Below are 25,419 nucleotides of genomic sequence, written 5' to 3' on the forward strand. Positions count from 1 at the left end.
TTCCCTTCGTTAGCCAAAATGTGATTTCAGTGATTTGCGGACGAGTTGGCGCGCCTGTTCACGCGATCCGTTTGCGTGCGATCGGGCCGGGATTTGCCTCGACGACCGCGAGAGCCAGGCGCACGAGATCCGCGTCGCCGCCAAATTCGTGGTCTGCGATGTGATGCAAAAGCACGCCGAGCTGTTCGAGCTGCCTGGCGCCGGCAAGTGGACCGGCGTTGATGGACTTGAACCCGGCGTCAGCGATCAGACCTCGCGTGACCTCTCCGGCTGCAACGTCGTCGCTCACGTAGAAGATACCGGGCTGCGCCGGCGATGCTGACCATGCAGCCGCCTCGAGCACCGGAGCCGCCAATAGATTGAACGCCTTGACGACGCGTGCCTCCGGCAGCCGCCGTTGCAGGTCTTCCGCGGTCGAGTTGTCGCGCATAAATTCTAGGTCGTGGAAGTGCACGAAGTCGGCAGTAACGCCCAGCGGGTTCATGGTCTCGATCACGGTCTTGCCATCGAGCGCGTTGCCAACCTCGCTCACGATCGCTTCCACCCGGGGCCAATAAACGGAGAAAAGAACAGCTTCACCGAACTCCGCAGCCTCGCGGATCGTGCCGAGCCGAGCCCTATCGCCCAGTTCTGCAAGTAATGGCGCGATTTTCCGGTCCTCACCGTCCTTCGCAATAACAAGTTCATGGCCCGCGGCGGCCCAGGCCCTTGCCAGACGACTACCGAGATTGCCGGCGTTTAAGATTCCGATCTTCATTTTGATATCCTATTCACTTCAACGTTCGCGCTTCCTCGCGGAGCGGTTCGGTTGGAAGGTAGGATATCGCTCAGGGGTAGATTAGGTGCTCGACGAACCTCAGTCTGTTGCTCGCGCGAGCAACAATGGTGAATCATCGCTCGGGCACCGGGATGTTCCGACGCACAATTCTAGTTTCAGCGGGGGGCTCAGCGCAGGCTGATGTCACTGCCGGGCCCCGAAAGCCTCGCGGCAGAGATCAACGAAGCCACGTACCTTCGGATCCATGTAGCGTGTAGAGGCAAAAACGGCGTAAACCGGCATGGGTATGCTTGCCCAACCCGGCAAAAGCCTGACGAGGCTTCCCTCCGCCACGTGTGGCTCAGCCATGAACTGCGGAAGTTGCGCCACCCCCAAACCGGACACGGTCAGGTTCTTGGCCGCAACGATGTTATCGAGCGCGCAGCGTGGCGCTTGCGAAACCTTCTCTGTGGCTTGGCCATTGACAAGGATCCAGCTCGCGCGACCGCTGGACGTTTTCATAATGAGGTCGTGGCGTTTCAAATCGTCGATGGTCCGGAGCGCCGGAGCTTCCCTTAGATATGTAGGCGCGGCATAGAGGCCGTAGGTTATCTCTCCAAGCTTGCGGGCCGACAGATCAGAGTCTTGCAAGGTGCCAATGCGGATCGCAACATCGATCCCCTCATGAATGATATCGACGAACCGAATTGAGTATACCGCTTCCACCGTGACCTTCGGCCACTTGGATAAGTAGGCGGCGATCCAGTCGTCGACGCGTGTCGTGCCGAACTCTGGTGTCGCTGTGATCTTAAGACGGCCCTTGGGCTCCTGACTTTGCTGGGCGACCGCGGCCTGGGCCGCCTCTACGGCGGCTAGGATCGAGGAGGCGCGCTCGAAATAGTCCCTTCCGACTTCTGTCACGCTGAGGCGGCGCGTCGATCTGTTCAGCAACCTCGCCCCGAGCTTTTCCTCGATCCGCTGTACGATCCGGCTCACCCGAGCCTTATCAGTCTCAAGGCGAACGGCCGCGGCGGTGAAGGACTCCTCCATTACCACTGCGACGAAGACCTGCATTTCGGAAAAGCCGATTGTTGATGTCATGGACAACATTCTGTCATGCGCCGTCTAAATCACAAGGCATCCCCAGCCAAATGCCGGACGCCCTTGGGGGCGTCCGGCGGGGGATTACGTCGCTGTGGTCGCTGCGCTAGCCTGGGCCATGAAGAGGTCGACGTGGACCTGCGGCATGCCCTCGAAGGTGCCGCCGATCGGCGACGGGCGCTTTGCCTCGTCTATCAGGCGCCGAGCATCTCCGCGAGACACGGGCGTGCCGGGTTGCGTGTAGGCGCGCTCGGCTTCAGGACCCGTCGCCTGCAGGTCTACCGTTGGAGCGTAGCGCCAAAAGTAGATCGGCGTGCTCGGTTCAATGCGCCAGCTTTCCGCGAGCGAGCCCGCATCGATGGTGTCGAAGCCGATCTTATCGAAGAACTCCGTCACCGTCTGTTTCGCTCCGGCGTCGTCACCCGCGATCGGCAGCGTCGTGCGGTTCGACGAACCCCTTGGCGTCGCGTTGGCCTTCATGTGGAGCCAGCTGAGGTTGTGCATGCCCTTGACGACCTTCGCCCCCGGCAGACGCCGTTGGATCAGCTCGCTGGAAGTCAGCTCGGCCTTGTCGAGAACGTCATTGCTGCCGAATGCGGGATAGTAGTTCGTCTGGTCGAGTACGACCTTGCCCACAAACTTGTCGGCGGGCAGCTGCTCGGTCGCGGCGATCGGGATGGAGAGCGTGACGATGTCACCAGCAGCGATGGCCTTCTCGGTGGTGCCGGCGCTCGCCAGCGGGCCAAGCTCCTCGATCAAGTTCTTGATGGTGTCCGCGCCGCGGGAGTTGCTGATCACCACCTTGTAGCCAGCTGCGGTCGCGAGGCGCGCGACGGCCTTACCTACGAGGCCGGAGCCGATAATTCCGATTGTTTGTGTCATATGAGATGTCTTTCTTAAATAGGCGATAGCCGCCAATGGGTATCATGCGCCCGCACTGTCCCGCGCGCCGTTCGGCGGCGAGCGCTCCAGCAAGCGACACGAGCAAAGTTATGAATCTGATGTAGGAGTTAACAGTCGAGCCGCGGGCAACACACTGTTGTCCCTCGAGCCGACAATGGATCGCCAGCGGTGCAGGCACACCCAATCCCCGAGCGGCAAGGTCGCTCAAAAATGGAAGCGTCATGACCAGATCGCTAAGATACTCCGTGACAACAGAACGGATTCACGCCATTTAGAATCTAACACATGCGGCGCAGCGATTGTCTCAACTCGAGCCTTCGACATCACTCCTGAAGCCATCGCGGCAGACGTCGACAAACCCCCGCACCTTCGGATCCATATAGCGCGTCGACGCAAAGACGGCGTGGACCGGCACAGGGACACGCGCCCAACCTGACAGGACTCTGACAAGGCCGCCTTCAGCTACATGCGGCTCGGCCATGTATCTTGGAAGCTGCACGATCCCAAGGCCCGACAGCGCCAGATTCCTGGCGGCCGTGGTGTTATCGAGGGCGCACCGCGGCGAGTGCCACACCTTCTCCGTCTTTTCACCATTTACCAAGGTCCAGCCCGGACGGCCACGCGGCGCATGCATGATGAGATCGTGCAGCTTCAGGTCGTCAACTTTATGGATAGATGCTGCGCTCCTCAGATAATCCGGGGATGCATACAAGCCGTATGTCAGCTCTCCCAGCCTCCGGGCCGAAAGTCCCGAGTCATCCAACAGACCGATGCGGATCGCCACATCGACACCTTCATGAATGATATCCACGAGACGGTTCGTGTATTCAGTTTCGATGGTCACCTTCGGATACTTGCGCAAGAATTCAGCAATCCAGCCATCGACCCGCGTCGTTCCAAATTCGGCCCCAGCCGTAACTTTCAGGCGGCCCTTCGGTTCTTGAGTCCGTTGTGCCACTGCGGCTTCGGCGGCTTCAGCTGCCGCCAGAATAGACGAAGCGCGTTCGAAATAATCGCGCCCGACTTCTGTCACGCTGAGATGCCGGGTCGACCGGTTCAAAAGCCGCGCGCCGAGCTTCTCTTCCATTCGCCGCACTATGCGGCTCACCCGCGCCTTATCCGTTTCGAGGCGTTCCGCTGCGGCGGTGAAAGATCCTTCAGTCACCACGGCGACAAAGGCCTGCATCTCTAAAAAATCTATTGTTGTTGTCATGGCAACAGTCTGAAACGATCGGACGGACTTATCAATCTTCAAACAACCGCCATTGTATCATTGGGCCACCACCAAGCGCCAGAACTTGCATGGCGTTAAAATGTGAGTGCCATTAAACAACAGGCCCGCAATCTCGCAAATTTTTTGGTAACTTAGCATATTAGAGAGAGACCGAAGGTTCGAGTCCCTTTAAGGCATGGCTGCGATTGGCGGACCGATCATCCTCATCGGCGGCGTTGAAACATGGATGACGAAATACAAGGTCACACCTTCGCCCGTTGTTTGAGAGCCTCCACGATCACCATCATGGCTGGGGACATCTGCCGCCTGCTGGGATAGTACAGATGGTAGCCGGTGAACGGCGGGCTCCAATCATCCAGCACCGCCTGTAATCGTCCTGCAGTAATGTGCTCTTCGACCAAATCCTCTGGCACATATGTGATCCCGAAGCCATTGATGGCTGCTTCGACCTGTGCGATCGAGGAGTTGAAACTAAGTTGCCCGTCTACGCGAACGCGTAGTTCACGGCCGTTCTTCTCGAACTCCCAGGCGTAGAAACCGCCCAAGGTCGCCTGGCGCATATTGATGCAGGTATGGCCGACGAGCTCTTGCGGTACTTTCGGGATGTCGCGCCTGGTAAAATAATCCGGCGAGGCGACGGCTCGCAGCCGCCAATCGGGACCGATCCTCACAGCGATCATGTCCTTGTCGACGCTCTCTCCCAGACGAACACCTGCATCAAACCTCTCCTCAACGATGTTGCGCATGCCGTTATCGCTGTAGAGTTCGACCTTCACATCCGGGTAGTCAGAAAGCGTGCGGGAAAGCTTCGGCCATACCAGGGTCTGCAACGCGTGGTCAGACAGGGTCAGACGGACGGTGCCGGAAGGTTTCTCCCGAAACGCGACAAGATCCGCCAGATCCGACTCGATGCCCTGAATGCGCGGGCCAATCGAACTTAACAGACGCTCCCCCGCCTCCGTGGTGGCGACGCTACGGGTTGTTCGCGTCAAAAGACGAACACCGAGCCGAGCTTCCAACTGCTTGATCGTATGACTCAGCGTCGATTGCGAGGTTCCGAGATTGGCCGCAGCCTTCGTGAAGCTTTTCTCCTTTGCGACCTCAAGGAACCACAACAGATCCTTCATGTCTTCGCGCTGCATCGTCGTGCCTCAGGATTAATGTTGAATATCGATAAGTCCATGCGATTTTGCACGGCTAGTCCGAAAAGTACGACGTGACTATCTTCGTTGCAACGCTGGAAAATCAATTCGACTGGATTAGCGATCAATGACCCTCACTTATGACAAGTCAGAGCAAGGTTACGCTGCTTGGGGCGCCGTATTCTCCATGACGCTGTGTGTTTTCGTCCTGATCGCATCCGAGTTCATGCCCGTCAGCCTTCTCACACCGATCGCGGCGGATCTTGGCGTATCGGAAGGCAACACCGGACAAGCAATCTCGATCTCAGGGATATTCGCCGTCCTGACCAGCCTGTTCATCGCCATCCTTGTCCGCCGCTTCGATCGCCGCGCAGTGGTTCTTTGTCTCACCGCACTTCTGATCTTGTCGGGGGCAGCGGTGACTTTCGCGCCGTCCTATCCATTCCTGATGCTGGGTCGAGCGCTGCTCGGAGTCTCGATTGGCGGCTTCTGGTCGATGTCCACCGCTATCGTGATGCGACTCGTATCGAATGATGAGGTGCCTAGGGCGCTCGCCCTGCTCAACGCGGGCAATGCCGTTGCGGCAACAATCTCCGCCCCCTTGGGCAGTCTGCTCGGCGCTTATATTGGTTGGCGCGGTGCGTTCTTTCTCGTCGTGCCCGTGGCGTTGCTTGCGCTCATCTGGCAGTGGATCAGTCTTCCGAGCCTTCCTCCGCGTGGCGCTGCAACCTCAGGAAACCTCTTCCGGCTTCTCAGACGGCGGGATGTGGCGCTCGGAATGGCCGCGATCCTGCTTCTCTTCATGGGACAATTCGCTCTCTTCACCTATCTGCGGCCATTTCTGGAACGTGTTACCCAGCTCAGTATCGAAACGCTGTCGCTTACCCTTCTGGTCATGGGGCTTGCGGGAGCGGTCGGCACCTGGATCATAGGCAGGCTTCTGTCTCGTCGCCTGTTCAGCGTCCTCGTCATCATCCCGATGCTCATGGCCGTAATATCTGTGATCTTAATTGCGCTTGGCGAGATGACGTTTCCCGTGGTCCTGTCATTGATCGGCTGGGGGCTGCTCGGCACCGCTGCGCCTGTCGGCTGGGGCACTTGGCTCAGCCGCACGCTTCCAGAGGACGCCGAGGCGGGTGGAGGCCTGCAGGTCGCCGTGATCCAGCTTGCAATCACGGCCGGAGCGTCACTCGGCGGACTTCTGTTCGATGTCGTCGGCTGGCAATCCACCTTTCTTCTCAGTGCGGTTCTGCTTTTTGGATCCTCGCTGTCATCTCTCGCCGCGTGGCGCGCAGCCGGGAGGACAAAGTGAGTATCCCCATCAAGAATCCAAGCCGGCGGCACCTTTTCGCGGCGGCCTTGGCAGTCGCGACAGTGCCAGGAGCCGTCTGCGGGCAAAGCGATCCTGATAATCAGGAGCCAACAGGCGTGAAAATCAGGTTTGTATTCCAGGGGCACGAGATGACCGCAACCCTCTATGACAATCCCTCCGCACGCGACTTCGCGTCCATGCTTCCGCTGGATCTCGAGATCGATGATTTCAGCTCCAACGAGAAGATCGCCTACCTGCCACGCAAGCTTAGCATCGACGGGCGGGGACCGTTCTCAAACGAGCGACCCTACGATCTTTGCTATTACGTGCCATGGGGCAATCTGGCGATGTTCTACGCCGACTACAAACATCCCGGCCTCGTTCGTCTTGGTCGGTTCGATGGCGGCTACGAGGCGCTGCACAAGCCCGGCAAGTTCCCGCTTCGCATCGAGCGCATCCAGTAAGCCACCTCACATCGAAGGAGTGACGAGCATGACCAGCAAGACTGACAATAATGACGGCTTCAGTGCCGCCAGACGCAATCTGATGAAGGCTACGGGTGTTGCCGTTGCTGCGATAAGCGTGGTTCCTGCCACAGTCGCAACGCAGGTGCTCGCGCAAACCACCTCGTGGGACAAGATGTTTCCCAAAAGCGAAAAGGTCGATCATCAAAAAGTATCCTTCAAGAACCGCTACGGCATCCAGCTCTCGGGCGACCTCTATCTGCCGAAGGAGCGCGGAAACGCCAAGCTTGCAGCCCTGGTTGTCGGTGGCCCATTCGGGGCTGTGAAGGAGCAGTCTTCCGGTCTCTACGCCCAGACGATGGCCGAACGTGGTTTCGCGACGCTGGCATTCGACGGATCCTACACCGGGGAGAGCGGCGGCGAACCCCGCAACATCGCTTCTCCAGACATCAACACGGAGGACTTCAGCGCCGCCGTGGATTTCATCGGCCTTCAGTCATTCGTCGACCGCGAACGTATCGGAATGATCGGTATCTGCGGCTGGGGCGGGTTCGCCTTGAACGCAGTTGCGGTCGACAAGCGGGTCAAGGCGGTCGTTGCGAGCACGATGTACGACATGACCCGTGTCATGTCGAAGGGCTACAACGACACTGTGACGCTGGAGCAGCGGACGAAAGCTCTCGATCAATTGAGTCGCCAGCGCTGGTCTGATGCTGAAAAGGGAACGCCTGCATATCAGCCTCCTTACAACGAGCTGAAAGGTGGCGAAGCCCAGTTCCTCATAGACTATCACGACTACTACATGACGCCGCGTGGCTATCATCCACGAGCTGTCAACTCAGGGAATGCCTGGTCACACACGACGCCACTATCGTTCATGAACATGCCGATCCTGACCTACATCGCAGAGATTGCGCCGCGCCCGATCCTGTTCGTTCATGGAGAGAAGGCGCATTCCCGCTATTTTGCAGAGACCGCCTTTGCTGCCGCTGCGGAACTGCTGATCATCCCTGGCGCAAACCATACTGACCTTTACGACCGGGTGGACAAGATCCCCTTCGACCGGATGGCCGATTTCTTCGGGCAGTATCTGGCCTAGCCGAAATCCGTCTTGATCGTTTGCCCTGCGTAATGGGCTCGAAACACACATGCGGATGGGGCCGATTGCGGCCCCGTCCATCATAATGAGCAAGGAAAGGATAGCAGATGAAGATGCCGCATCATGGCTATCTCGGCGCTTGCTGTCACGGGAACCGACGCGCGGGAACAGCGCCGTCGCATAGCTCCTGCGGCCGTATATGATGTCTCTCCCGGCCTCGGCCATTTCACCGACGACATCCTGTTCGGTGAGGTCTCGGTGCGGAAGGAACTTACGGCACGCGACCGCAGCCTGGTCACCGTCTCTGCGATCGTGTCCATAAAAAATTTGGAGATGACAGCCCAAAAAACTTGGTTACGTATGTGATCGAACACTTGTGTTGATGGCGTTAAATTGGTGGGTCCAATAGAAATGCCGCTGCCTATCTGGCTTAAAGTCATCATTATATTTGACCTCTCACTCGTGCTTCTGTGCGTATTTTTATACAGCTACTTCACGCACAGGCTCGCAGTTGAAGCGAACGGCTATGGATCGTTTGCTCGATCGATCGGTGGTACTTGGGTAACCTGGTTTGATAGTAAGCACCCAGAGTGCCCATCTTGGGTGATAGAAAAATCCGTCCGTTTGAACAGGCTTTTTGGCCTCATAGGGATAGTTCTTTTCGGAGTTCTCTTTCTCGTGGAAAGATACATTGCTAGTTCGTTCATCTGATGATTATCGAGAGTTTTGTGACTGTCAGGTATTCCCATTTCATGATGAACCTCGTTTTTTGTGGCCGATTGCTGAACAGCTTCAGGGCATCGTGGTGCGCGCAGACTGGCTCTTCCAATAGGTGTCGATGATGTTGCGACAATTCCGAACGACATGATCGCCAACCTCCGGGTTTCCTCCCCGCAGCGTATCCGGATTGCCTCCGCAAAGGCGCACGAACATTGCCTGCTGAACCGCAAACATGAAGTAACCTTCACTGGTCGGTTCGAAGCTCAAACCGGCGTCCCGCACGTTCGTTGCAACTTCGATTGTTGCATCGGAGATGGCACGCGCCACCTTCTCAAGCATCGTCTGTTCGGCTGCTTGCTGGATGGCTAGGAAGGAGCGCTCCTGGGGTGTGGGAATGGGGCAGCTGTCGGTCTTCATCACATTCTCCTTGGTGGAAGGCTGAGGTTCTGATCGCGTTGAGGCGGTCAGCTGGCTACAGCCATGTTTCGGTCGGTTCTCAGCGCGGCTAGTCATTGCGCTCTAATGCAGGCGTGGCAGGCGCCAGTGTCATTCCAGGATGGCAGTGACGCGGATCTCAATTCGCATGGCGGGGAGCCCAAGGGCTTCCACACCGGTTTGCGTCCAAATCGGAGCGCGATCGGGCATGTAATTTCGGAAAAGACCGGCAATCGTCTCGTTTACAATCGGTGGAAAGCCTCCAACGTGATAAGAATTGACGTGGACGACATCCCTCCACTCCGCGCCGGCCGTGGCCAAGGTTCGCTGGACATTCTCAAACGCTCTCTCGATTTCGCTCACGATCGAAACCGGGATTTCGAGTTCATCATTCCATCCGCCCTGGCCGGAGATCTCAATGCGATCACCGATCTTGAGCGCTTGTGAAAAGTGCAAAAGCTCATGGAATTTCTGCCCGTACCCGGGTGTGACGAAAAGTTCAGACTTGGCCATCAAGGTCTCCTATTGTCAAAAGTAGAAGCGTGGAGAAGGCGCCCACCGAAGTGATCAATGGCCGGCATGCACAGGCGATCAACGGTGGGTACCATTATCCTATTCGGAATTTCACGAGAGAAAGTCAGGCGATCGCACCGCCGTCTGCGGTTAGAATGGCGCCCGTAATGACACTCGCAGCCGGACTTGCGAGAAATACGACGGCGTTGGCAATCTCCCGCGGTTCGCCGTAGCGCCCCAAGGACGTCAAGCTCTTCTGGAAGTCTGCAGCTGGTCCATCCGCCGGGTTGCTCTCCGTATCGGTCGCTCCGGGTTGCACGAGATTGACGGTGATGCCACTCGGACCAAGTTCACGCGAAAGACCGCGTGTGAAAGATGTGAGTGCTGCTTTGGACATTGCGTAGGGTGTAATGCCGGGAAACGGTACCCGCTCACCTAGCGCCGAGCCGATTGTGACGATGCGGCCGCCTTTGCCGAGATGCGGGATGACGGCTTTCGCGAACAGGACCGGAGCCCGTACGTTGACATCCATCAACGTCTGATACGCTGAGACGTCAAGGTCCGCGATCGTTCCATTGTGGCCAATCGCAGCGCTGTTTACAAGGATGTCCAGCCCGCCCAAAACGGAGACGGCCTCGCTTACTGAGCTGGCAATCGCCTCGGGGTCGGCACTGTCGGCCTGGATTGCAGCCACACGGCGCCCCATCTTTTCGATCGCTTCCGTTACCTTTGAAGCCTTTTCGGCGGAGCGTTGGTAGGTGAACGCGACATCCGCGCCGTTTTCCGCCAGCGCCAATGCGATCGCAGCACCAATGCCTCGCGAACCGCCGGTTACCAATGCACGTTTGCCTTCAAGATTGATCATATTTCTGTTCCTTTCTTCCTGGATAAGTTGTTGTGCTTCAGGTCATTCGCGAAAGCTGCCGAAGCTGCGAACCGAACCAGCGAACAATATTTCGTGGAGCTCGCTGGCATCCTGTAGGTGCGCGACACGCAAAACTCTGTTGCGTTAGCTGGAACGCTGGGATTGGGTCATAAAACCCGCACCTGTCTTCCCCGCGAAGCTTCGTCTATTGAATTTTTTCAGTGATCCTGGAACCAACTTTACCACGAGACTGTCGTATCGAGCTCAGACGTGTCTGATCAGGAAGCTCCGTATGAACTGAGCGATCTCATCAGCATGTGTTTCCAAGGCGAAATGGCCGGTATCAAGCAGGTGGACTTCCGCGGCGGGCAGGTCGCGCTTATAAGCCTCGGCGCCCGCCGGTAAAAATGCTGGATCATGTCTGCCCCAGACCGCCAGGAACGGTGGTTGGTGATCCCGGAAATACGCCTGAAATTCGCCATACCGGTCGATGTTTGTTCTGTAGTCGAGGATAAGATCGAGTTGAATGTCTTCCGCACCCGGTCGCGACATGAACACGATATCGAGTTGATAACCATCGGGCGAAAGACGCTCTTTTGATGCCCCGGTGCGGTATTGCCAGTTCTCGATAACCTCCGAAGACAACGAGGCCCGACATGCCTCTCTGTTTTCGGCGGAGGGGTCCCGCCAATAGGCCTCCCACGCGGTCCATTCATCACTGAACCCGTCAATGTAGGCGTTGCCATTCTGGCTGATTATGGCGGTGATACGCTCCGGATTGGCCGTTGCCATTCTGAACCCGACCGGTGCGCCGTAGTCGAACACGTAAAGTGCATAGCGGCTGAGGCCGAGCGCCTCTGTGAAGCCTGTCATGACAGCGGCGAGGTTATCGAATGTGTAAGCAAAATCCCCACGTGGAGGTGAGATCGTTCGACCGAATCCGGGAAGATCTGGTGCGATGACGCGGTACCGATCTGCCAGCAGCGGGATCAGATCGCGAAACATGTGGCTGGATGACGGAAAACCGTGGAGCAGAAGAAGCACCGGCGCTTCCTTTGAACCGGCCTCTCTGTAGAAAACATCGATGTCTCCAACATTTTGCGTTTTGTAGTTCACGACCATTTTGGAACTCCTTCTTAAGGGTCTCGGCACACCAACAATCGGCGGATGGACGTAAAATACGACCGAACGGTCGGTTGTCAACCCTTCAAGGTTGCTGTATCAAGTGTCGTAGAACCTGGCTCGGAGAAAACGTATGAAAGTCATGAGAGAAACGATCGTATCGACCGCGAGGGAATTGTTTCGATCAAGAGGATATGCCGGCGCGTCTATGAACGACCTTGCGGACGCCGTGGGCCTGAAGAAATCATCGCTATACGTCCGCTTTCCCAACAAGGAAGCTCTCGTTCCGGCGGTCCTGGATCTCACCTTGCAAGAGACATTCGGTCAAAAAGACCTAGGATCAAGGCAATGGGGCGCCGAGTTCGTCGAGGTCATTGAACTGATTGCAACCACTCTCACCGATCGCGGGCGATGCGTAGGCCTGCATCTTGCTTATGGCACGAGTGACGAGACCCCGATTGCCAAGGATGCAGTTCGAGCGTTTTTTCAAGCGCACCGCGATCATCTGTCCAGCATCTTGTCCCGCGCCATGCCTGCCGATGTAGCTCGGAACATCGCGACTGACACATTAGCCCGTTTGGAAGGCGCCACGGCTTTTGTCGCCATATTCGGGGAGAAGGACGCCATGAAGCGAGCGGTTCGCCTGTCCATCCAAGAAGCTAAAAATGCAGCCGCTACGGCGTCACTGTCTAGCCGGTAGCTCCTACGCAGTGCCGGTCACCGTGGCCCCGCTACCTCATTGAGAATACAGAGCCGTCCGGCGGGAAGCTCATGGCAGTCCTGAAACGTTGACCTTATGCCAAGTCCTAGCTCGATCCCTTGAGGCGGAGGAAAATAATGCCTGTTTGTGCTTACGTCGAGATGACGGATGGCTTGCAGCCGCATGGAGCGACGTGGGACCAATTTTCCCAAGCTCTTGCCAATCGCCGGCCCGATATACTGGTGATGAATGAGATGCCCTTCGGTCAGTGGCTCGCTCGAAAGGAAGATTTTGCCATGGTGGACGAACTGCATGACGCTCTCGGCATCGAGGTCCCATGATATCGATATTTAATTGTCAAAAAACTCAGTCACCGTAGTTCTCGGCGGGAATGCCACTACGTTGCGCTGCAATGTCGACGGGTCTCCCGCTATAGGGCGGGCGCGATCCTGCCTGCTCTTTCCAAAGACGTCTTCGGATCAGGCCTTGTCCGGCCGATCGCCAGAAAATGGCGCACGACCGGCTTGTCGGGACCTTTGCGATAGGTCAGAAGCTTGCCCTGCAGATCGGCATCGGCATTCGAGACCGTCTTTTGCTGGCGCAGGTGCTCGGCCCAGGATTCGACCATGAGCCACTCAACCATCTTTTGCGGATCGGCGCTGTTTTCGGTCACGCCACATACATATGCTTGCAGTCAAACATGGCGCAGGTCCCCGCCCGGACTGGGGACTGCTGGCTGAGAGAAAGCTGCTTGTTGGTTGAAGCCGGGCGAGGGGGACTTACCTTCAGACGGCAATTTCGGACCCGTCCGGGTTCGCTTTGATAAAATACTCGCCGCCATCTCTGAAACTGCGGACTGTTGCGAAAGTGTCTTCCATAAACTGCACGTAGGACAATTTGCCGTTCTCGCCGCGCGCCAGAACCGAGAAAGGCGACGTCACCGTTTTACCCAAAACGCTTGATGTGTAGGTGAACGTGCCGAAGATCGCCGCGCCGTTCTTATTTTCGAAACTGTCCTGGATTTCGAAGTTGTCTGTTGTCCAGTAACGGCCGACATCGATGAAAGTCTGGACTAGCCCCTCGGTACCTTCGTTGGTACCAGCCCAAGGCATGATCCGTTTCAGCTCCGGGTGCTCATAGTTGAGCGAAACATAGATGAAATCGTCTGTGGTGAATTGTTTGACGAACTCCAGGTCGGTCGGGTTCGACAAGATCGACTGCAACACCCCCAAAGGCGATGTCGGTGATGCTGTTTCTGCTTTCGATAACTTTTTCTCGGCGTTCGTATCGGTAGACATGTTTTATTCCTCCTTTTGAGCGACCCTTTTGGTGTTAGCGTTGCGTCAAGCCCGGCTTGAGCGCGATGTGCTTGTGTTCGATGAAATCGTCGAGCGCAGCCAGACCGTTCAGGCGGCCAAGGCCAGACTGTTTGAAACCGCCCTCTTCTGTACCGTCGTAGACCTTCGCCCAGTCATTGATCCACACCGAGCCCGCTTCGAGCGCCTGCGCGACCCGTAAGGATCGATCGACATCGCGTGTCCAGATGCTGGCCGACAGTCCGTATTCATTGTCGTTGGCGAGTTGGATCGCTTCGGCCTCATCAGAGAATCGCTGAATCGTCAGCACCGGACCAAAAGTCTCCTCCTGTATGATAGTGAGACTGTTATCAGAGACTTCAAGAAGGGCCGGGCGGAAGAAGGCGCCATTTGCAAGCGGACCGACTTTGATGGGCCCGCCACGCTCAACCACCTTCGCTCCAGCTGCGATAGCGGCCTCAACAACACCATCAACCCGCTCGACGTTAGCGCGGTCTATCAACGGGCCCATATCGCTTGAGGGGTCGGTAGCGGGGCCAACCTTGACGTTGCGCAACCTTTCCGCCAAGCCGTCGCGAACGGCCTCGTATTTGCCATTCTGCACGAGCAGGCGGGAGCCCGTCATACAGAACTGGCCGCTGAAGACTGTCAGTGCCTTCTCCAGGACCGGCAAAGCGGCATCGATATCTGCATCGTCAAAGACGATCATCGGTGTCTTACCACCGAGTTCCATGCCGAAACGCTTGAGATACCTTGCGCCAGTGCTGCTGATGGCTCGGCCAGTACGGGTGGATCCTGTGAAACTGACGACCGGAACCTCCGGCGAGTCCACGAGATAGGCAGAGCCTTCAGGTCCGCTCTCAAAAAATAGATTGATCACGCCATTCGGAAGATCTTCTGCTTCAGCCATTATCTCCGCCATAACGCTTGCAGTCTGTGCGACTTGCGCCGGAAGCTTGATGACTGTGGTGCAACCAGCAGCAAGCGCTGGAGCCAGCGAGCGGATAGTCAGAATAACCGGCGAGTTCCAAGGGGCGATGACTGCGGCGACCCCCGTCGGTTGCCGAAGGATCAGGGAAATGCTCCCCGGCTTGGGTGTCATCGCCCGTCCGCCTTCGACCAGAGCAGTTGCGGCCGAATAGCGAAGCTTACTCGCAACCATGTCCAGCTCGAACGCGGCTTCTGCCTTCACCTTGCCGTTCTCCAACGACAGAATCTCGAGAAGTCTGTCGCGATTGCGCTCAAAAGCGCACGCTAGTTGGTCGAGCACACGCGCCCGTAGTTCGTGATCGTGCGCCCACAAAGTCTCACGAAAGGCTTTAGAGGCTGCTGCTACGGCAAATTTCGCGGCCTCAAGGCCGTAGTCGGGATAGTGGCCGATTACGTTGTAAGTCGCCGGGTCGATGGACTGCTTCAACTCACCTTCTTGGCACTGGGATCCGTTGATCCAATTGAAGGCTTTCCGGCTCGTTATGCTGTCGGGAGTCATCGTCATATCTCTGGATCCTTCGACTTTTGAGTGATCGTCCAAGATGGACGAGGTTAGAGCCGGCTTCTCGATTGCCGCCGCACAATTGCCTTTTCGATTTTCCCGACAATCGTCCTCACTGCGGGCAGGCTAATGTTTGTAACAATCGGCACGATCAAGAGCGTTGCGCCCAATACACGCAGCGGCGTTGGCCAGTTTTGAGTACGGTCGCCGACGAGCCAGATAATTAGAAGGACGCTCGGGTAGACGGCGAACCAAACCATCACGGTGGTTTTCAAGCGTTCCATGATCGCCTGCCGCCGCCGGGTCATTGCTTGTCCGACCCGTTATCCGGCGCGTTGAATAATCAAGGATAGGGGTGCGTGAGTGAAAGACATGACTACTTCCTTCCAAAGCTAACTCGACATTTTATGGCGATCTGCGCCAGCGTTTGCTGCCTGGATATTGGACAATCGTAGCAGTTGACGGAATAGGGGTACTCGTCGCATCATACCGGACAGAATGTCGTCAATCGTCTCTATAGAGTCCCTCAGCGGCCTTGTCGCATTTTCAGTCGCCGTCGAAACCGGAAGTTTTGCGGCTGCGGGAAGGAAGCTCGGCCTATCCGCATCGGCCGTGGGGAAAGCGGTAGAGCGCCTTGAAGGGCGTCTAGGTCTGCGGTTATTAAACCGTACAACCAGGTCGCTAGCCGTGACCGGCGAAGGTGACATCCTGTACCGGTACGTCACTCGTATCTTGAAAGAACTGCAAGATGCCGAGCAAGAGCTTCATCTGGTCCAACAGACACCCCGAGGTCGTCTCAAGGTGAGCGTGCCCACAGTCTTAGGTCGCAAGATTGTTATGCCTGCGCTCCTCGATTTTCGAACTCGCTTTCCAGAGGTGACGACCGAAATCAGCCTCGATGACGTGAAGGTTGATATCATCGAGGGCGGATATGACGTGGTGCTGCGACTTGGAGAGCTGGACGACTCAACCTTACGCGCACGAAGGATCGGACCACATACGTTCACAACGTGCGCCTCGCCTGGATATCTTGCCCACCGCGGCATTCCGCAAAGTCCAGCAGATCTCCATAGTCACTGTTGTATATACTATCGTTTTCCTACCACGGGTCGGCCAGAGGTCTGGGCGTTCAAGAATTCACACCAGGGAACACCAATCAAGCCGTCTACGATTTTGAACGACGGCGAAGCACTTGCATCCGCCGCACTGGGCGGATTGGGGATTATTCAGGTGCCAAGCTATCTCGTAAGCGACGATATTGCAGCGGGGCGTCTCCAAGCCATTCTCGCAGATTACACGGACGAACGTGGCAGCGTTTCGCTTGTCTGGCCGCCTATGTCGGCAAGAGCGCCTAAAGTTCGCGCTTTCATTGATTTCATGGCCGAGCGCGTTTCTCAAAAGCTTTATTGAGGTGGCGCCCAAGATCCGTTGCCCATCGCCATCAGACAAATTGTCTGTTTGAACCGCACCAGCGCTGTGCCGGAGACCCCAACTTGTGAGAAGTGGGGTCTATGACGAGCAAAACGACGAACAAATTCTCTCCAGAAGTCCGTGCCCGCGCGGTTCGAATGGCGACGGAGCATGAAGCCGACATCCTTCGCGATGGGCGGCAGTATCTTCCATAGCCGCCACGATCCGCTGCTCGGCCCATACCCTCCATGAATGGGTGAAGAAGGCCAAGATCGACAGCGGCAAGCGTGCAGGTTTGCCGAGTGACATGGCGGAGAAGATGAAGGCTCTGTAGCGGGGCAACCGCGAGCTTCGTTAGGCGAATGAGATTTTCGCAAAGCCTCGGCGTATTTGCCCAGGCGGAGTTAGACCGCCCAATGACGCGATGATTTCCTTCATCGACGAACACCGCTGCGATCATTCGCTGCATTCATCACCAGAGCCTCCGGTTATCGGTGGCCTAACCTGTCGATGATCCTGCGGTTCCCGTCTGTCGCCTGTGAGCTCTTATCTTTGCAAAGGCTTCCGGTCGAACATCGGCGACAAAAGCCTTCTCGGGATCGCTGTCGTCGACAAGGCTTTCGAAAAGCGTCATGTATTGCCTGGCACTTTTGTCCCACGAAAAATTGGCGCCCATAGCCTGTGCCTGGAGGCGCCTGAAAAGCTCCCTGTCATTATACGCATGGATGGCGCGTTCGAGGGCGGCGCGCAGATCGTCCGTATTCGCCGGCTCGAACTGAAAACCAGTCGCCACTCTCGCTTCGATTGCGGCATCGTTCGCATCAATGATGGTTTCCGCCAACCCGCCGGTGCGGCTTACAATGGGCAGCGCGCCATATCGCAATGCATAGAGTTGCGTGAGCCCGCATGGTTCAAATCGCGACGGCTGGATGATGAAATCCGAGCCGGCCTGGATCATGTGGGCCAGCCTCTCATCGTAACCGATATGCGCACAGACGAGTTCTGGATAGCGTTTTGCGAGCGCGCGCAAACTATCTTCTAACGCCCTGTCGCCTTCTCCGTGAATAATCAGTCTACCTTTTTTCTCTATGATCAGGGGAACGACGTCAGGTAGGAGATCAATGCCCTTTTGCCAGGTCAGACGACTGACCACGCCGAAAACGGGGCCTTGCGTATGTGCGAGACCGAGAGCTTGAAGCAGGGCATATTTATTCAGGTTCCGCCTCGTCGCCGTGGCCGAAGTGAAATTCGCAAGGATGTAGGGATCGGTCGCTGGGTCCCAGACGTCCTGATCCACGCCGTTGACAATGCCGCGCAGACTGTCACGCCGTCCGGCAAGCACCCCGTGCATTCCCATGCCCGCTTCCGGCATCAGAATTTCCCGTGCATAGGTTGGACTGACGGTGGTGATGGCTGATGCCGTCGTCAGACCGCCCTTTAAAAACGACAGGTCGCCATAATATTCGAGGCAGTCGACGGTGCAGAGGTGGGAGGGAAGGCCTAGCATGCTGGCACGCTCCAGTGGATATTGCCCCTGGAAAGCAAGATTGTGAAGGGTGAGGACCGAGGGCACCTTCGGCGTCGCCTCGGAAAGATAGACGCAGACTAAAGCCGCGTGCCAATCGTGAGCATGAACGATATCCGGTTGCCAGCCGTCCAGAGCGCCAAGGGCGATTTCTGCTGCGACCTTGGAAAGGACGGCAAAACGCACATCGTTGTCGCTGAAGGGCGCTTCCTTTTCGCCGTAGGGGTGACCGTCTCTGTCGAACAGGTCTGCGGCTTCCAGAAGCAGCAGGTTGCGACCACCCGCCGTGACGGAAAAAACCGAGACCGGTTGTCCCAGAATATTCGTAGTCAGACATGCCTCCTGGCCGCTGACAAGCGGACTAAGCCTTCGGTAGAGAGGCAACAGTGTACGCACCTCCCCTCCCAGGCTTTCCAAAGCTTCCGGCAGCGCGCCTGCCGCATCGGCCAATCCGCCGGTTTTGACGAATGGAAACATTTCAGCCGTAACGGCAAGAATCCGCATGTGGCGTCTCCGGAAACTGTATCGATCTGCAACGACGAGGCCCCGGGGACTGCCGGGAACAGGCTGGCGCTATCTTTCCTGCTGGTGACCCTGATGTGTCGTGTTGATTTTTACGTTCGCCTGCTGGCCAGTCCGCGCGGAAGCTTTCTCTTCATTGATGAGAGAGATGTCCTCAGTGCTCAGGCGCTCAGTGTCACCAGGGCCTTCGTGGCTTCTGTTGTCGTTGGGGATGGGAAGGGATTTCTGGGCCATGCAACACCTCGTTTGGTATGAATTCAATCGAGCGACCCCAACCATGCTGGTGCGGGTTGGTTCCCGATTGCTTCCCGGCATGAATATTTTCCATTGTCGCCGATCCACGGGAATCACGACGCGTGGCAAAGCGCCGCCCCCCACGGGTACTCGTGAGTTCATGCAATCGTGCAGTTAGGACAATGTGCCTCGAGCCTCGAAGCAAGGCATCGGCCGAGTTCAGCCGACGCGCAGTACGGTAGCTCTCCAGCAATGCAGCCACGGATAGCAGAGTAACTGTATCGCAGGCAGCAAAATTAGGAGCATTTCCGTAGGCTTTACCCGCCTCAGCTATTATTCCCAAATGCGGGTGTGACAAAGGCCAACTGCGATTATCCAGCAAAAGCTGGATGGCTTATGTATCGTACACTGGAACATCCTCGGGTACGATTGGTTCAAACCTGCAAACACATCCGATCATATAGGACGAGTTAGAGATCGAAGCCTCATGATTCTGTCAATTTCCGACATCAGAAAGTCCTATGAGACCGCTGAAGGCACAATAGCCGTACTCAATGGTGTCGGCTTTTCGCTCGATGTGGGAGAGAGCCTTGCCCTGACGGGCGAATCCGGCAGCGGGAAGAGCACACTCCTTCATCTTGTCGGCGGCCTCGACGTCCCCGACAGCGGCACCATCATAGCGAGTGGCCGCAATATCACCGATCTGGACGATAAAGGTCGTGCGATGTTTCGTCGCCATGACGTCGGTTTGATCTTTCAGCAGTTCAATCTCATCCCAAGCCTTGATGTCGGCTCCAATGTTTCGTTTCATGCCAGACTTGCGGACCGCTTCGATCCGGTCTGGGAGAAGACGCTGGTCGAAACCCTTCGGATCGAAGAGCTGCTCGGCCGCTATCCCGAGCAGCTCTCTGGCGGTCAGCAACAGCGGGTTGCGATCGCGCGGACACTTGCGGCGAGGCCGCCGCTGATCCTTGCCGACGAGCCGACCGGCAATCTCGACGAAGCGACGGCGGACATTGTCATCGATATCATGTTGCAGATGACGAAGTCAGCGCAGATCGCACTTCTGCTTGTCACCCATTCCAGCCGGCTGGCGGCAAAACTTGATCGGCGCATCACGCTCAGTGGCGGGAAGGTTTCGCAATGAACCGGGCTGCCTTTTGGGCGCTGCTCTCGCATTGGCGCTACAGACCGCTTCAGTTTTTCACCCTTATTCTGGGCGTGGCGCTTGCGACCGCTCTTTGGTCTGCCGTGCAGGCCATCAATGCCGAGGCTCGCGCGAGTTACGACCGGGCTGCCTCAGTGTTGGCGCAAAACCAACTCGACCAACTGGTGGCAAAAGACGGCGGAACGATTTCCTTGAAGACTTATGCCCGACTTCGGCGGGCTGGCCTTGATGTCTCTCCGATTATCGAGGGTGAACACAGGTTCGGGACAACGCGTATCAGGCTTGTCGGCATCGACCCGTTGACGATGCCGTCTGAAGGAACGGTTCTTCCCGCTTCGGAGCCATCCGGGCTGATCGACTTCATGACGGTGCCCGGTATGATGATCGTATCGCCTGCAACGGCCAGCACATTAAAAGATACTGCAGACCTTGCCGTCAGAACGGCGGCGAATATTCCTGACAGAGCGGCTTTTGTAGACATTTCCACAGCTGACCGCGTTTTGGAACGCAATGGAAACCTAAGCCGGATCGTCATTTCGCCCTCACAAAAAGTGGATCTTCAGGCATTTGCCACCATCGCACCGGAGCTGACGGTGAAACAGGCCGGCGGGAGGCCGGATGTGGCAAGGCTCACCGACAGTTTTCACCTCAATCTCACTGCATTCGGGTTTCTTGCTTTTGTTGTCGGTCTCTTCATCGTCTATTCTGCAACCGGCTTGTCGTTCGAGCAAAGGCGCGGCACGTTCAGAACCCTCAGATCCCTCGGTATCTCGCTTCGCGCCCTGACGACGATGCTTGTCGTCGAAATAACGCTCTTTTCGCTGTTGTCGGGCGCCCTGGGCGTGGCTCTCGGATACGTGGTGGCCTCGGCGCTACTGCCCGGTGTCGCCATGACGCTGCGCGGCCTTTACGGGGCGAGCGTGGCGGGTTCACTTTCCATTCGGCCAGAGTGGTGGTTGGCGGGCCTTGGCATTGCGGTGGTCGGGACCGGACTTTCGTCGCTGCAACATCTCTGGCGCGTCTGGCGGATGCCGCTATTGTCGGCAGCACAGAGCCGGGCGTGGACAATGGCATCCGCCAAAGGACTGGTGTTCCAGGCAATCACAGGGATAGTTCTTGTTTTGACATCCGGCCTGCTCGTCCGGTTCGGGGGCGGTCTCCTCTCGGGATTTGCGGTGCTGGCGGCGTTTCTTCTTGGTGCGGCATTCGTTCTTCCGCCGCTGCTGGCCGTTGCCATGAAAGCGGGCGAGCAAACGTCCCGGCACGTGCTCACTCGATGGTTTTTTGCCGATACACGCCAGCAATTGCCCGGGCTTTCTCTCGCATTGATGGCGTTGCTACTTGCTTTATCCGCCAATATTGGCGTCGGTACCATGGTTTCGAGCTTCCGGCAGACGTTTCTCGGCTGGCTCGATCAGCGGCTTGCTGCAGAGGTCTATGTAACTGCACGCGACGAGGCTGAAGCGGCCCGCCTGCGCCAATGGTTTCCGGAAAATGCAAGGGCGGTCCTGCCCATCTGGAGCACCAGAGGCGAAATCTCCGGAGGGCAGGTGCAGATTTTCGGCGTTGCCGACGACCCGACCTACAGGGATCACTGGCCGCTGATCCTTGGAACGGCTGCGACCTGGGATGACATTGCAAGCGGGCACGGGGCGCTCGTCAATGAGCAGCTCTGGAGAGCCGGAAAAGCTTCGCCTGGTCAGAAAATCGACTTGCCGGGCGGCTGGAGCGCGACTGTGGTCGGTGTCTTTTCAGATTACGGCAATCCGATGGGCCAGGTGATTATCGGTATCGATGCTTTGGTTCGACACTATCCGGACGTTGAAAAACTGAGATATGGCCTTCGCATGGGGCCGGATGACGTGGCGGATTTCCGCCGACGGCTGATAGACGAGTTCAGCCTGCCGGAGGCCAATATTGTTGACCAGGCTTCGCTCAAACGGCAGTCTGCCGCCATTTTCGAACAGACCTTTGCGGTGACCGGCGCGCTGAACGTACTGACGCTTGCCGTCGCTGGCTTCGCCATGTTTTCGAGCCTGTTAACACTCGCCTCGCTGCGATTGCCGCAGCTTGCACCCGTCTGGGCACTTGGGCTTCGCCGCCGCGACCTGGCGCTCTTGGAGTTCCTTCGAACGCTGGCGTTGTGGTTTGTCACCTTTGTTACTGCCATTCCTGTCGGCCTCGCGCTCGCCTGGGTTCTGCTGGCGATCATTAATGTGGAAGCGTTCGGATGGCGGCTGCCAATGATTCTGTTTCCGTTAGAATGGCTCAAACTCGGCCTCGTCGCGCTGTTCGCCGCCGTCGTTTCGGTTCTCATCCCCGTCCGCCGATTGGCGAAAACGGCACCAGCCGATCTTCTGAAGGTATTTGCCAATGAACGTTAAGCGTATCCTTCTTCTTCTTTACGCATCTTGCTTTCTTTCACCGACGGCGGCGGTGGGGCAGGGTTTTGCCGGCCTTGGGTCAAATGCCGAAGGCTTCAACATTCCGCAAAGGGGCGTGCCGCTTGTTTTTCCAAAAGACCACGGGCCGCATCCGGATTTCAGGATCGAGTGGTGGTACGTCACCGCCAATCTGCAGACGGCAGACGGCGAACAGCTGGGTGCCCAGTGGACGCTCTTCCGTTCCGCACTTCACCCCGGAGAAGGTGCCGGATGGGCAGATCCGCAGACATGGTTAGGTCACGCCGCCGTCACGACCGCAAGCCGTCACCATGTTGCAGAAAGACTGGCGCGCGGAGGCATCGGGCAGGCGGGTGTTGGAGCTATCCCTTTTGAAGCCTGGATCGATAACTGGCAGATGAAGACGGCGACGGCCGGTCTCCCCGATCCGATTGACCAGCTTGATCTGAACGCCAGCGGTGATGGTTTCGAATATCGTCTGAAACTTCAGGCGAATGGGCCTTTGGTTCTCCAGGGAGACCGAGGTTTTTCGGTCAAATCGGCGGCAGGACAGGCAAGCTATTATTATTCTCAGCCATTCTACGACGTCAGCGGCGCCGTCCGTCTCGATGGCAGGCTCCTTGAAGTAACGGGAAGAGCCTGGCTCGATCGCGAATGGTCTTCGCAGCCGCTGGCTTCCAATCAGACGGGATGGGACTGGTTTTCGCTTCACCTGGCATCCGGCGAGAAGCTTATGGCGTTCCGGCTACGCGACGACCGAGGTGGGTATACGTCTGCAAACTGGATTTCAGCCGATGGCGAAACATCCCCGATCGATCCGGCGGACGTGCTGCTCCGCCCCTTGCGAACCGCGAATGTGAACGGCAGGGCGATCCCGGTGGAATGGAGCGTGCAGATACCGAGCCGTGGTCTCGACATCAAAACAGTCCCTCTCAACGAGCAAGCATGGATGGCAACCTCGACACCCTACTGGGAGGGGCCGATAGAGTTTAGTGGAACCACCTCGGGGAGAGGCTATCTTGAGATGACCGGATATTGAAAATCGGATGTCCTACAGTGGAACTGCAGATCTGCAGTTGAAACACCTGCACGCAACGCGCTCGGCTTTCCCGGATCGACACTATGACGTCCCTCCAGAGATAGAATCACGCGCTGCAGATCTGCAGATTGCGACATCGTTTTTCATATGATCATTCTCCTCACGTTCGAAACGAGCGGAGAGAGAAATGCGAATCTTGACGGTCCCTCGTGATCAATACGCCTATCAATTATATGAACTGGCACAGATGCATCGACTTCGCGCGACCGGTTTTCGAGACCGCCTCGAACGGGATGTTACAATCAGCGAGTCGGGCGAGTTTGAGCAACACGACCAGCTGAACCCCACGAACATCCGCGCGGTAGTTGCCTGCGCGCGTCGGCTTCCCACAGTCAACCGGACTATGTCGGAGCGGACATTCCCGCAGCTTTTAGCGAGCGGCTCACTCAATGCGACCGACAGGATGATCGAGAGTTTTCGCGTCTGCATCGCGACAAGGTTACCCCCGGGTAGGGGAGGGGGCCCAAGTCCATCTCGCAGCACTCACAGTGTTCGCGTCATCATCGAGTGGTCGATGGCGAATGGCTACGATGAGATCGGCACGGCAAAAGATCTGTACTTCGAATGCACCCGGGACCGGCCCCGGTGGCCGATAACACCGCGAAGAGAGCCGGTGGAGATCGACAAAATCTCCAGCACTCTTCCTACCGATCAAGCGAGTTTCGAACAGGTCTGCCCGCGGGGCTATCGTTCGATCGCTTTCGGCAATGGCGTGGACCCTGCCGGCGCCAAAACTTCCGGAGCAATCCCGCCACGTTTGACCAACCTAAAGGCGCGTCGCAATTCGGCGCGGGCAAGGACGTGCAAAGATGGATGACACGGTAAAAGACGCTTGGCGACGTGCGCCGAGACTGAATGAGTTTGCCGACTTCTTCGAGAGAACTGCAAGCGGGCTGGAGGGCGCGCCCGACTATGGCGCGCCGATCGCTTCAGCCGATCTTCTGCAATTTGATCTGGATTGCCTGACATACGCAGACACTCACCGGCGACTGTGGGGCAAGTTTGAGCATCACTATTTTGCCAGCATCCCCTTCCGGCTGGAAGAGGAGTGCCGTATTGCAGCTGCGGCATTCCGGTTTTGTTTAGGGGCTTGGGCACTGGAGTGCCGGCCGGCGACATTGTACACGCTGGGAGCCGGAGCTGGCAGCCTTTCCCGCTCGCTCGCGAAACTCGGCGACGGCCGCATCAGTACTCTTAACTGCAGTCCGACCGCTGCGAACCGTGTGTGCTTTTACGAAAAGCGCGGCAGCGAGTACGCGCATTTCTTCGAGGGCCCTTTTTTCGAACTCGATGCTGATCGGATCGCAAGTGATCGGGACCTCAAGCCATTTCGGCGAGGATTCGATGTACTTATCGAAGACACCACGTTCCAGATGTATGGAAGCGACAGGGATAATCAGACAGAATTTGTCGCCCGCTCGCTCAGGCCGACAGGGGTGCTGGTGCAGGTGCAGAAGCTCCGGCATCCCGATCCTCTGATCTACGCAGAGCGTGAACGTCAAAAAGACGAGATGTTCAAATCGCTTTTTTTCTCACAGAGCCAGATTTCGGAAAAGAAACGTGAAATCCTCAACACCATGTTGGATTTCCAGGTCGATATGGCGACGACCGTTGCGGCACTTGGCCTGTCTTTTCGCTACAGCGTGGTGACCTGGAACAGTGGCAATTTTTACACGATCGTCTCGTCGAACTCTCGACGATCCATGATTGAATACGTTTCGTTGCTGTTGAGCCCTGCAATACCCGCTGACTTCTCTAACGGGCGACTGCCGCTGACGATTATTGACGACGCCAACGAGCCGCTCCCCACAAACTGGAAATGGCGCCCTCCTTGGTCAGTAAAGCCGGTCGTTGCTCCATTGCCTGGACCGCGCGGAGATTGAA

Annotated in this window: 26 protein-coding genes and 3 pseudogenes; 14 read left to right on the forward strand and 15 right to left on the reverse strand. The window is 57.1% G+C overall.

The features are described from left to right. Positions 1-58: 58 nt before the first annotated feature. The 5 genes from CFBP5499_RS26320 to CFBP5499_RS26340 all read right to left on the reverse strand — a co-directional run bounded on the left by CFBP5499_RS26320 (position 59) and on the right by CFBP5499_RS26340 (position 5,137). The gene (locus CFBP5499_RS26320) at positions 59-757 is read right to left on the reverse strand and encodes an NADPH-dependent F420 reductase (RefSeq protein WP_080830515.1); all 699 of its coding nucleotides are present in this window, start codon (positions 755-757) and stop codon (positions 59-61) included. Between the two features lie 204 nt (positions 758-961). Beyond that, positions 962-1,858, reverse strand: coding sequence for a LysR family transcriptional regulator (locus tag CFBP5499_RS26325; RefSeq protein ID WP_175416921.1), 897 nt, complete (start codon positions 1,856-1,858; stop codon positions 962-964). An 84-nt stretch (positions 1,859-1,942) separates the two neighbouring features. After that, a complete protein-coding gene (locus CFBP5499_RS26330; RefSeq protein ID WP_080830516.1) occupies positions 1,943-2,740 on the reverse strand; it encodes an NADPH-dependent F420 reductase in 798 nt (265 codons plus the stop codon). 325 nt (positions 2,741-3,065) lie between these two features. Beyond that, complete coding sequence (locus CFBP5499_RS26335) at positions 3,066-3,974, reverse strand: LysR family transcriptional regulator (protein WP_080830517.1); 909 nt, start codon at positions 3,972-3,974, stop codon at positions 3,066-3,068. 263 nt (positions 3,975-4,237) lie between these two features. Continuing rightward, positions 4,238-5,137, reverse strand: a complete 900-nt coding sequence (locus CFBP5499_RS26340; protein ID WP_130932598.1) for a LysR family transcriptional regulator — start codon at positions 5,135-5,137, stop codon at positions 4,238-4,240. 127 nt (positions 5,138-5,264) lie between these two features. On the opposite strand from CFBP5499_RS26340, the gene CFBP5499_RS26345 reads away from it, so the two are divergent. The 4 genes from CFBP5499_RS26345 (at position 5,265) to CFBP5499_RS26360 (ending at position 8,378) form a co-directional block, all read left to right on the forward strand. After that, positions 5,265-6,449, forward strand: a complete 1,185-nt coding sequence (locus tag CFBP5499_RS26345; protein WP_080830518.1) for an MFS transporter — start codon at positions 5,265-5,267, stop codon at positions 6,447-6,449. Between the two features lie 47 nt (positions 6,450-6,496). After that, complete coding sequence (locus CFBP5499_RS26350; RefSeq protein ID WP_233284278.1) at positions 6,497-6,913, forward strand: cyclophilin-like fold protein; 417 nt, start codon at positions 6,497-6,499, stop codon at positions 6,911-6,913. A 28-nt stretch (positions 6,914-6,941) separates the two neighbouring features. Continuing rightward, positions 6,942-8,012, forward strand: coding sequence for an alpha/beta hydrolase (locus CFBP5499_RS26355; RefSeq protein ID WP_080830519.1), 1,071 nt, complete (start codon positions 6,942-6,944; stop codon positions 8,010-8,012). Positions 8,013-8,135: 123 nt separating this feature from the next. Then, positions 8,136-8,378, forward strand: coding sequence for a hypothetical protein (locus CFBP5499_RS26360; protein WP_336470690.1), 243 nt, complete (start codon positions 8,136-8,138; stop codon positions 8,376-8,378). Between the two features lie 426 nt (positions 8,379-8,804). Here the strand turns inward: CFBP5499_RS26360 and CFBP5499_RS26365 are convergent, their stop codons facing one another. The 4 genes from CFBP5499_RS26365 to CFBP5499_RS26380 all read right to left on the reverse strand — a co-directional run bounded on the left by CFBP5499_RS26365 (position 8,805) and on the right by CFBP5499_RS26380 (position 11,667). Then, positions 8,805-9,149, reverse strand: a complete 345-nt coding sequence (locus CFBP5499_RS26365) for a hypothetical protein (RefSeq protein ID WP_080830521.1) — start codon at positions 9,147-9,149, stop codon at positions 8,805-8,807. A gap of 129 nt (positions 9,150-9,278) precedes the next feature. Further along, on the reverse strand, positions 9,279-9,680 hold the full coding sequence (locus CFBP5499_RS26370; RefSeq protein WP_080830522.1) for a RidA family protein: 402 nt from the start codon (positions 9,678-9,680) through the stop codon (positions 9,279-9,281). A 124-nt stretch (positions 9,681-9,804) separates the two neighbouring features. After that, the gene (locus CFBP5499_RS26375; protein ID WP_080830523.1) at positions 9,805-10,545 is read right to left on the reverse strand and encodes an SDR family NAD(P)-dependent oxidoreductase; all 741 of its coding nucleotides are present in this window, start codon (positions 10,543-10,545) and stop codon (positions 9,805-9,807) included. Positions 10,546-10,809: 264 nt separating this feature from the next. Then, positions 10,810-11,667 carry an alpha/beta fold hydrolase gene (locus tag CFBP5499_RS26380; RefSeq protein WP_080830524.1) on the reverse strand — a complete coding sequence of 286 codons (858 nt, stop codon included), beginning with the start codon at positions 11,665-11,667 and terminating at the stop codon, positions 10,810-10,812. Positions 11,668-11,800: 133 nt separating this feature from the next. Here CFBP5499_RS26380 and CFBP5499_RS26385 point away from each other — a divergent pair, with 133 nt between their 5' ends. Beyond that, positions 11,801-12,367, forward strand: coding sequence for a TetR/AcrR family transcriptional regulator (locus CFBP5499_RS26385; protein WP_080830525.1), 567 nt, complete (start codon positions 11,801-11,803; stop codon positions 12,365-12,367). Positions 12,368-12,504: 137 nt separating this feature from the next. Further along, a complete protein-coding gene (locus CFBP5499_RS26390) occupies positions 12,505-12,708 on the forward strand; it encodes a hypothetical protein (RefSeq protein WP_233284275.1) in 204 nt (67 codons plus the stop codon). A gap of 89 nt (positions 12,709-12,797) precedes the next feature. Here the strand turns inward: CFBP5499_RS26390 and CFBP5499_RS26395 are convergent. The 4 genes and pseudogenes from CFBP5499_RS26395 to CFBP5499_RS26410 form a co-directional block, all read right to left on the reverse strand. Continuing rightward, positions 12,798-13,055, reverse strand: a pseudogene (locus CFBP5499_RS26395) (MFS transporter); the annotation flags it as partial. Between the two features lie 97 nt (positions 13,056-13,152). Then, entirely contained in the window at positions 13,153-13,665 is a 513-nt protein-coding gene (locus tag CFBP5499_RS26400) for a nuclear transport factor 2 family protein (protein ID WP_233284276.1), read from the reverse strand. Positions 13,666-13,699: 34 nt separating this feature from the next. Then, positions 13,700-15,178 (reverse strand): aldehyde dehydrogenase family protein, encoded by a 1,479-nt coding sequence (locus tag CFBP5499_RS26405; RefSeq protein ID WP_080830526.1) that lies wholly within the window; start codon positions 15,176-15,178, stop codon positions 13,700-13,702. 47 nt (positions 15,179-15,225) lie between these two features. Continuing rightward, positions 15,226-15,459, reverse strand: coding sequence for a hypothetical protein (locus CFBP5499_RS26410; RefSeq protein WP_130932600.1), 234 nt, complete (start codon positions 15,457-15,459; stop codon positions 15,226-15,228). Between the two features lie 214 nt (positions 15,460-15,673). On the opposite strand from CFBP5499_RS26410, the pseudogene CFBP5499_RS30635 reads away from it, so the two are divergent. The 3 genes and pseudogenes from CFBP5499_RS30635 to CFBP5499_RS26420 all read left to right on the forward strand — a co-directional run. Continuing rightward, a pseudogene (locus CFBP5499_RS30635) lies at positions 15,674-15,817 on the forward strand (helix-turn-helix domain-containing protein); the annotation flags it as partial. A gap of 45 nt (positions 15,818-15,862) precedes the next feature. Beyond that, a complete protein-coding gene (locus tag CFBP5499_RS26415) occupies positions 15,863-16,585 on the forward strand; it encodes a substrate binding domain-containing protein (protein ID WP_233284279.1) in 723 nt (240 codons plus the stop codon). A 101-nt stretch (positions 16,586-16,686) separates the two neighbouring features. Continuing rightward, positions 16,687-17,036, forward strand: a pseudogene (locus tag CFBP5499_RS26420) (transposase); the annotation flags it as partial. A gap of 48 nt (positions 17,037-17,084) precedes the next feature. Here the strand turns inward: CFBP5499_RS26420 and glgA are convergent. Continuing rightward, positions 17,085-18,614 (reverse strand): glycogen synthase GlgA, encoded by a 1,530-nt coding sequence (glgA, locus tag CFBP5499_RS26425; RefSeq protein ID WP_080830529.1) that lies wholly within the window; start codon positions 18,612-18,614, stop codon positions 17,085-17,087. Between the two features lie 69 nt (positions 18,615-18,683). Then, positions 18,684-18,866, reverse strand: coding sequence for a hypothetical protein (locus CFBP5499_RS30405; protein ID WP_080830631.1), 183 nt, complete (start codon positions 18,864-18,866; stop codon positions 18,684-18,686). Between the two features lie 487 nt (positions 18,867-19,353). On the opposite strand from CFBP5499_RS30405, the gene CFBP5499_RS26435 reads away from it, so the two are divergent. From CFBP5499_RS26435 to CFBP5499_RS26455, 5 genes are all read left to right on the forward strand, one after another. Then, positions 19,354-20,013 (forward strand): ABC transporter ATP-binding protein, encoded by a 660-nt coding sequence (locus CFBP5499_RS26435; RefSeq protein ID WP_080830530.1) that lies wholly within the window; start codon positions 19,354-19,356, stop codon positions 20,011-20,013. Beyond that, positions 20,010-22,418, forward strand: coding sequence for an FtsX-like permease family protein (locus CFBP5499_RS26440; protein WP_080830531.1), 2,409 nt, complete (start codon positions 20,010-20,012; stop codon positions 22,416-22,418). The genes CFBP5499_RS26435 and CFBP5499_RS26440 overlap by 4 nt, the downstream gene beginning before the upstream one ends. Next, positions 22,408-23,475 carry a lipocalin-like domain-containing protein gene (locus tag CFBP5499_RS26445; RefSeq protein ID WP_080830532.1) on the forward strand — a complete coding sequence of 356 codons (1,068 nt, stop codon included), beginning with the start codon at positions 22,408-22,410 and terminating at the stop codon, positions 23,473-23,475. Before CFBP5499_RS26440 ends, CFBP5499_RS26445 begins: the two co-directional genes overlap by 11 nt. Positions 23,476-23,662: 187 nt before the next feature. Next, complete coding sequence (locus CFBP5499_RS26450) at positions 23,663-24,352, forward strand: acyl-homoserine-lactone synthase (protein WP_080830533.1); 690 nt, start codon at positions 23,663-23,665, stop codon at positions 24,350-24,352. Continuing rightward, positions 24,345-25,418, forward strand: a complete 1,074-nt coding sequence (locus CFBP5499_RS26455) for a class I SAM-dependent methyltransferase (RefSeq protein ID WP_080830534.1) — start codon at positions 24,345-24,347, stop codon at positions 25,416-25,418. The genes CFBP5499_RS26450 and CFBP5499_RS26455 overlap by 8 nt, the downstream gene beginning before the upstream one ends. Position 25,419 lies beyond the last annotated feature (1 nt).

This window comes from Agrobacterium tumefaciens (genome assembly GCF_005221325.1).
Taxonomy (GTDB): Bacteria; Pseudomonadota; Alphaproteobacteria; order Rhizobiales; family Rhizobiaceae; genus Agrobacterium.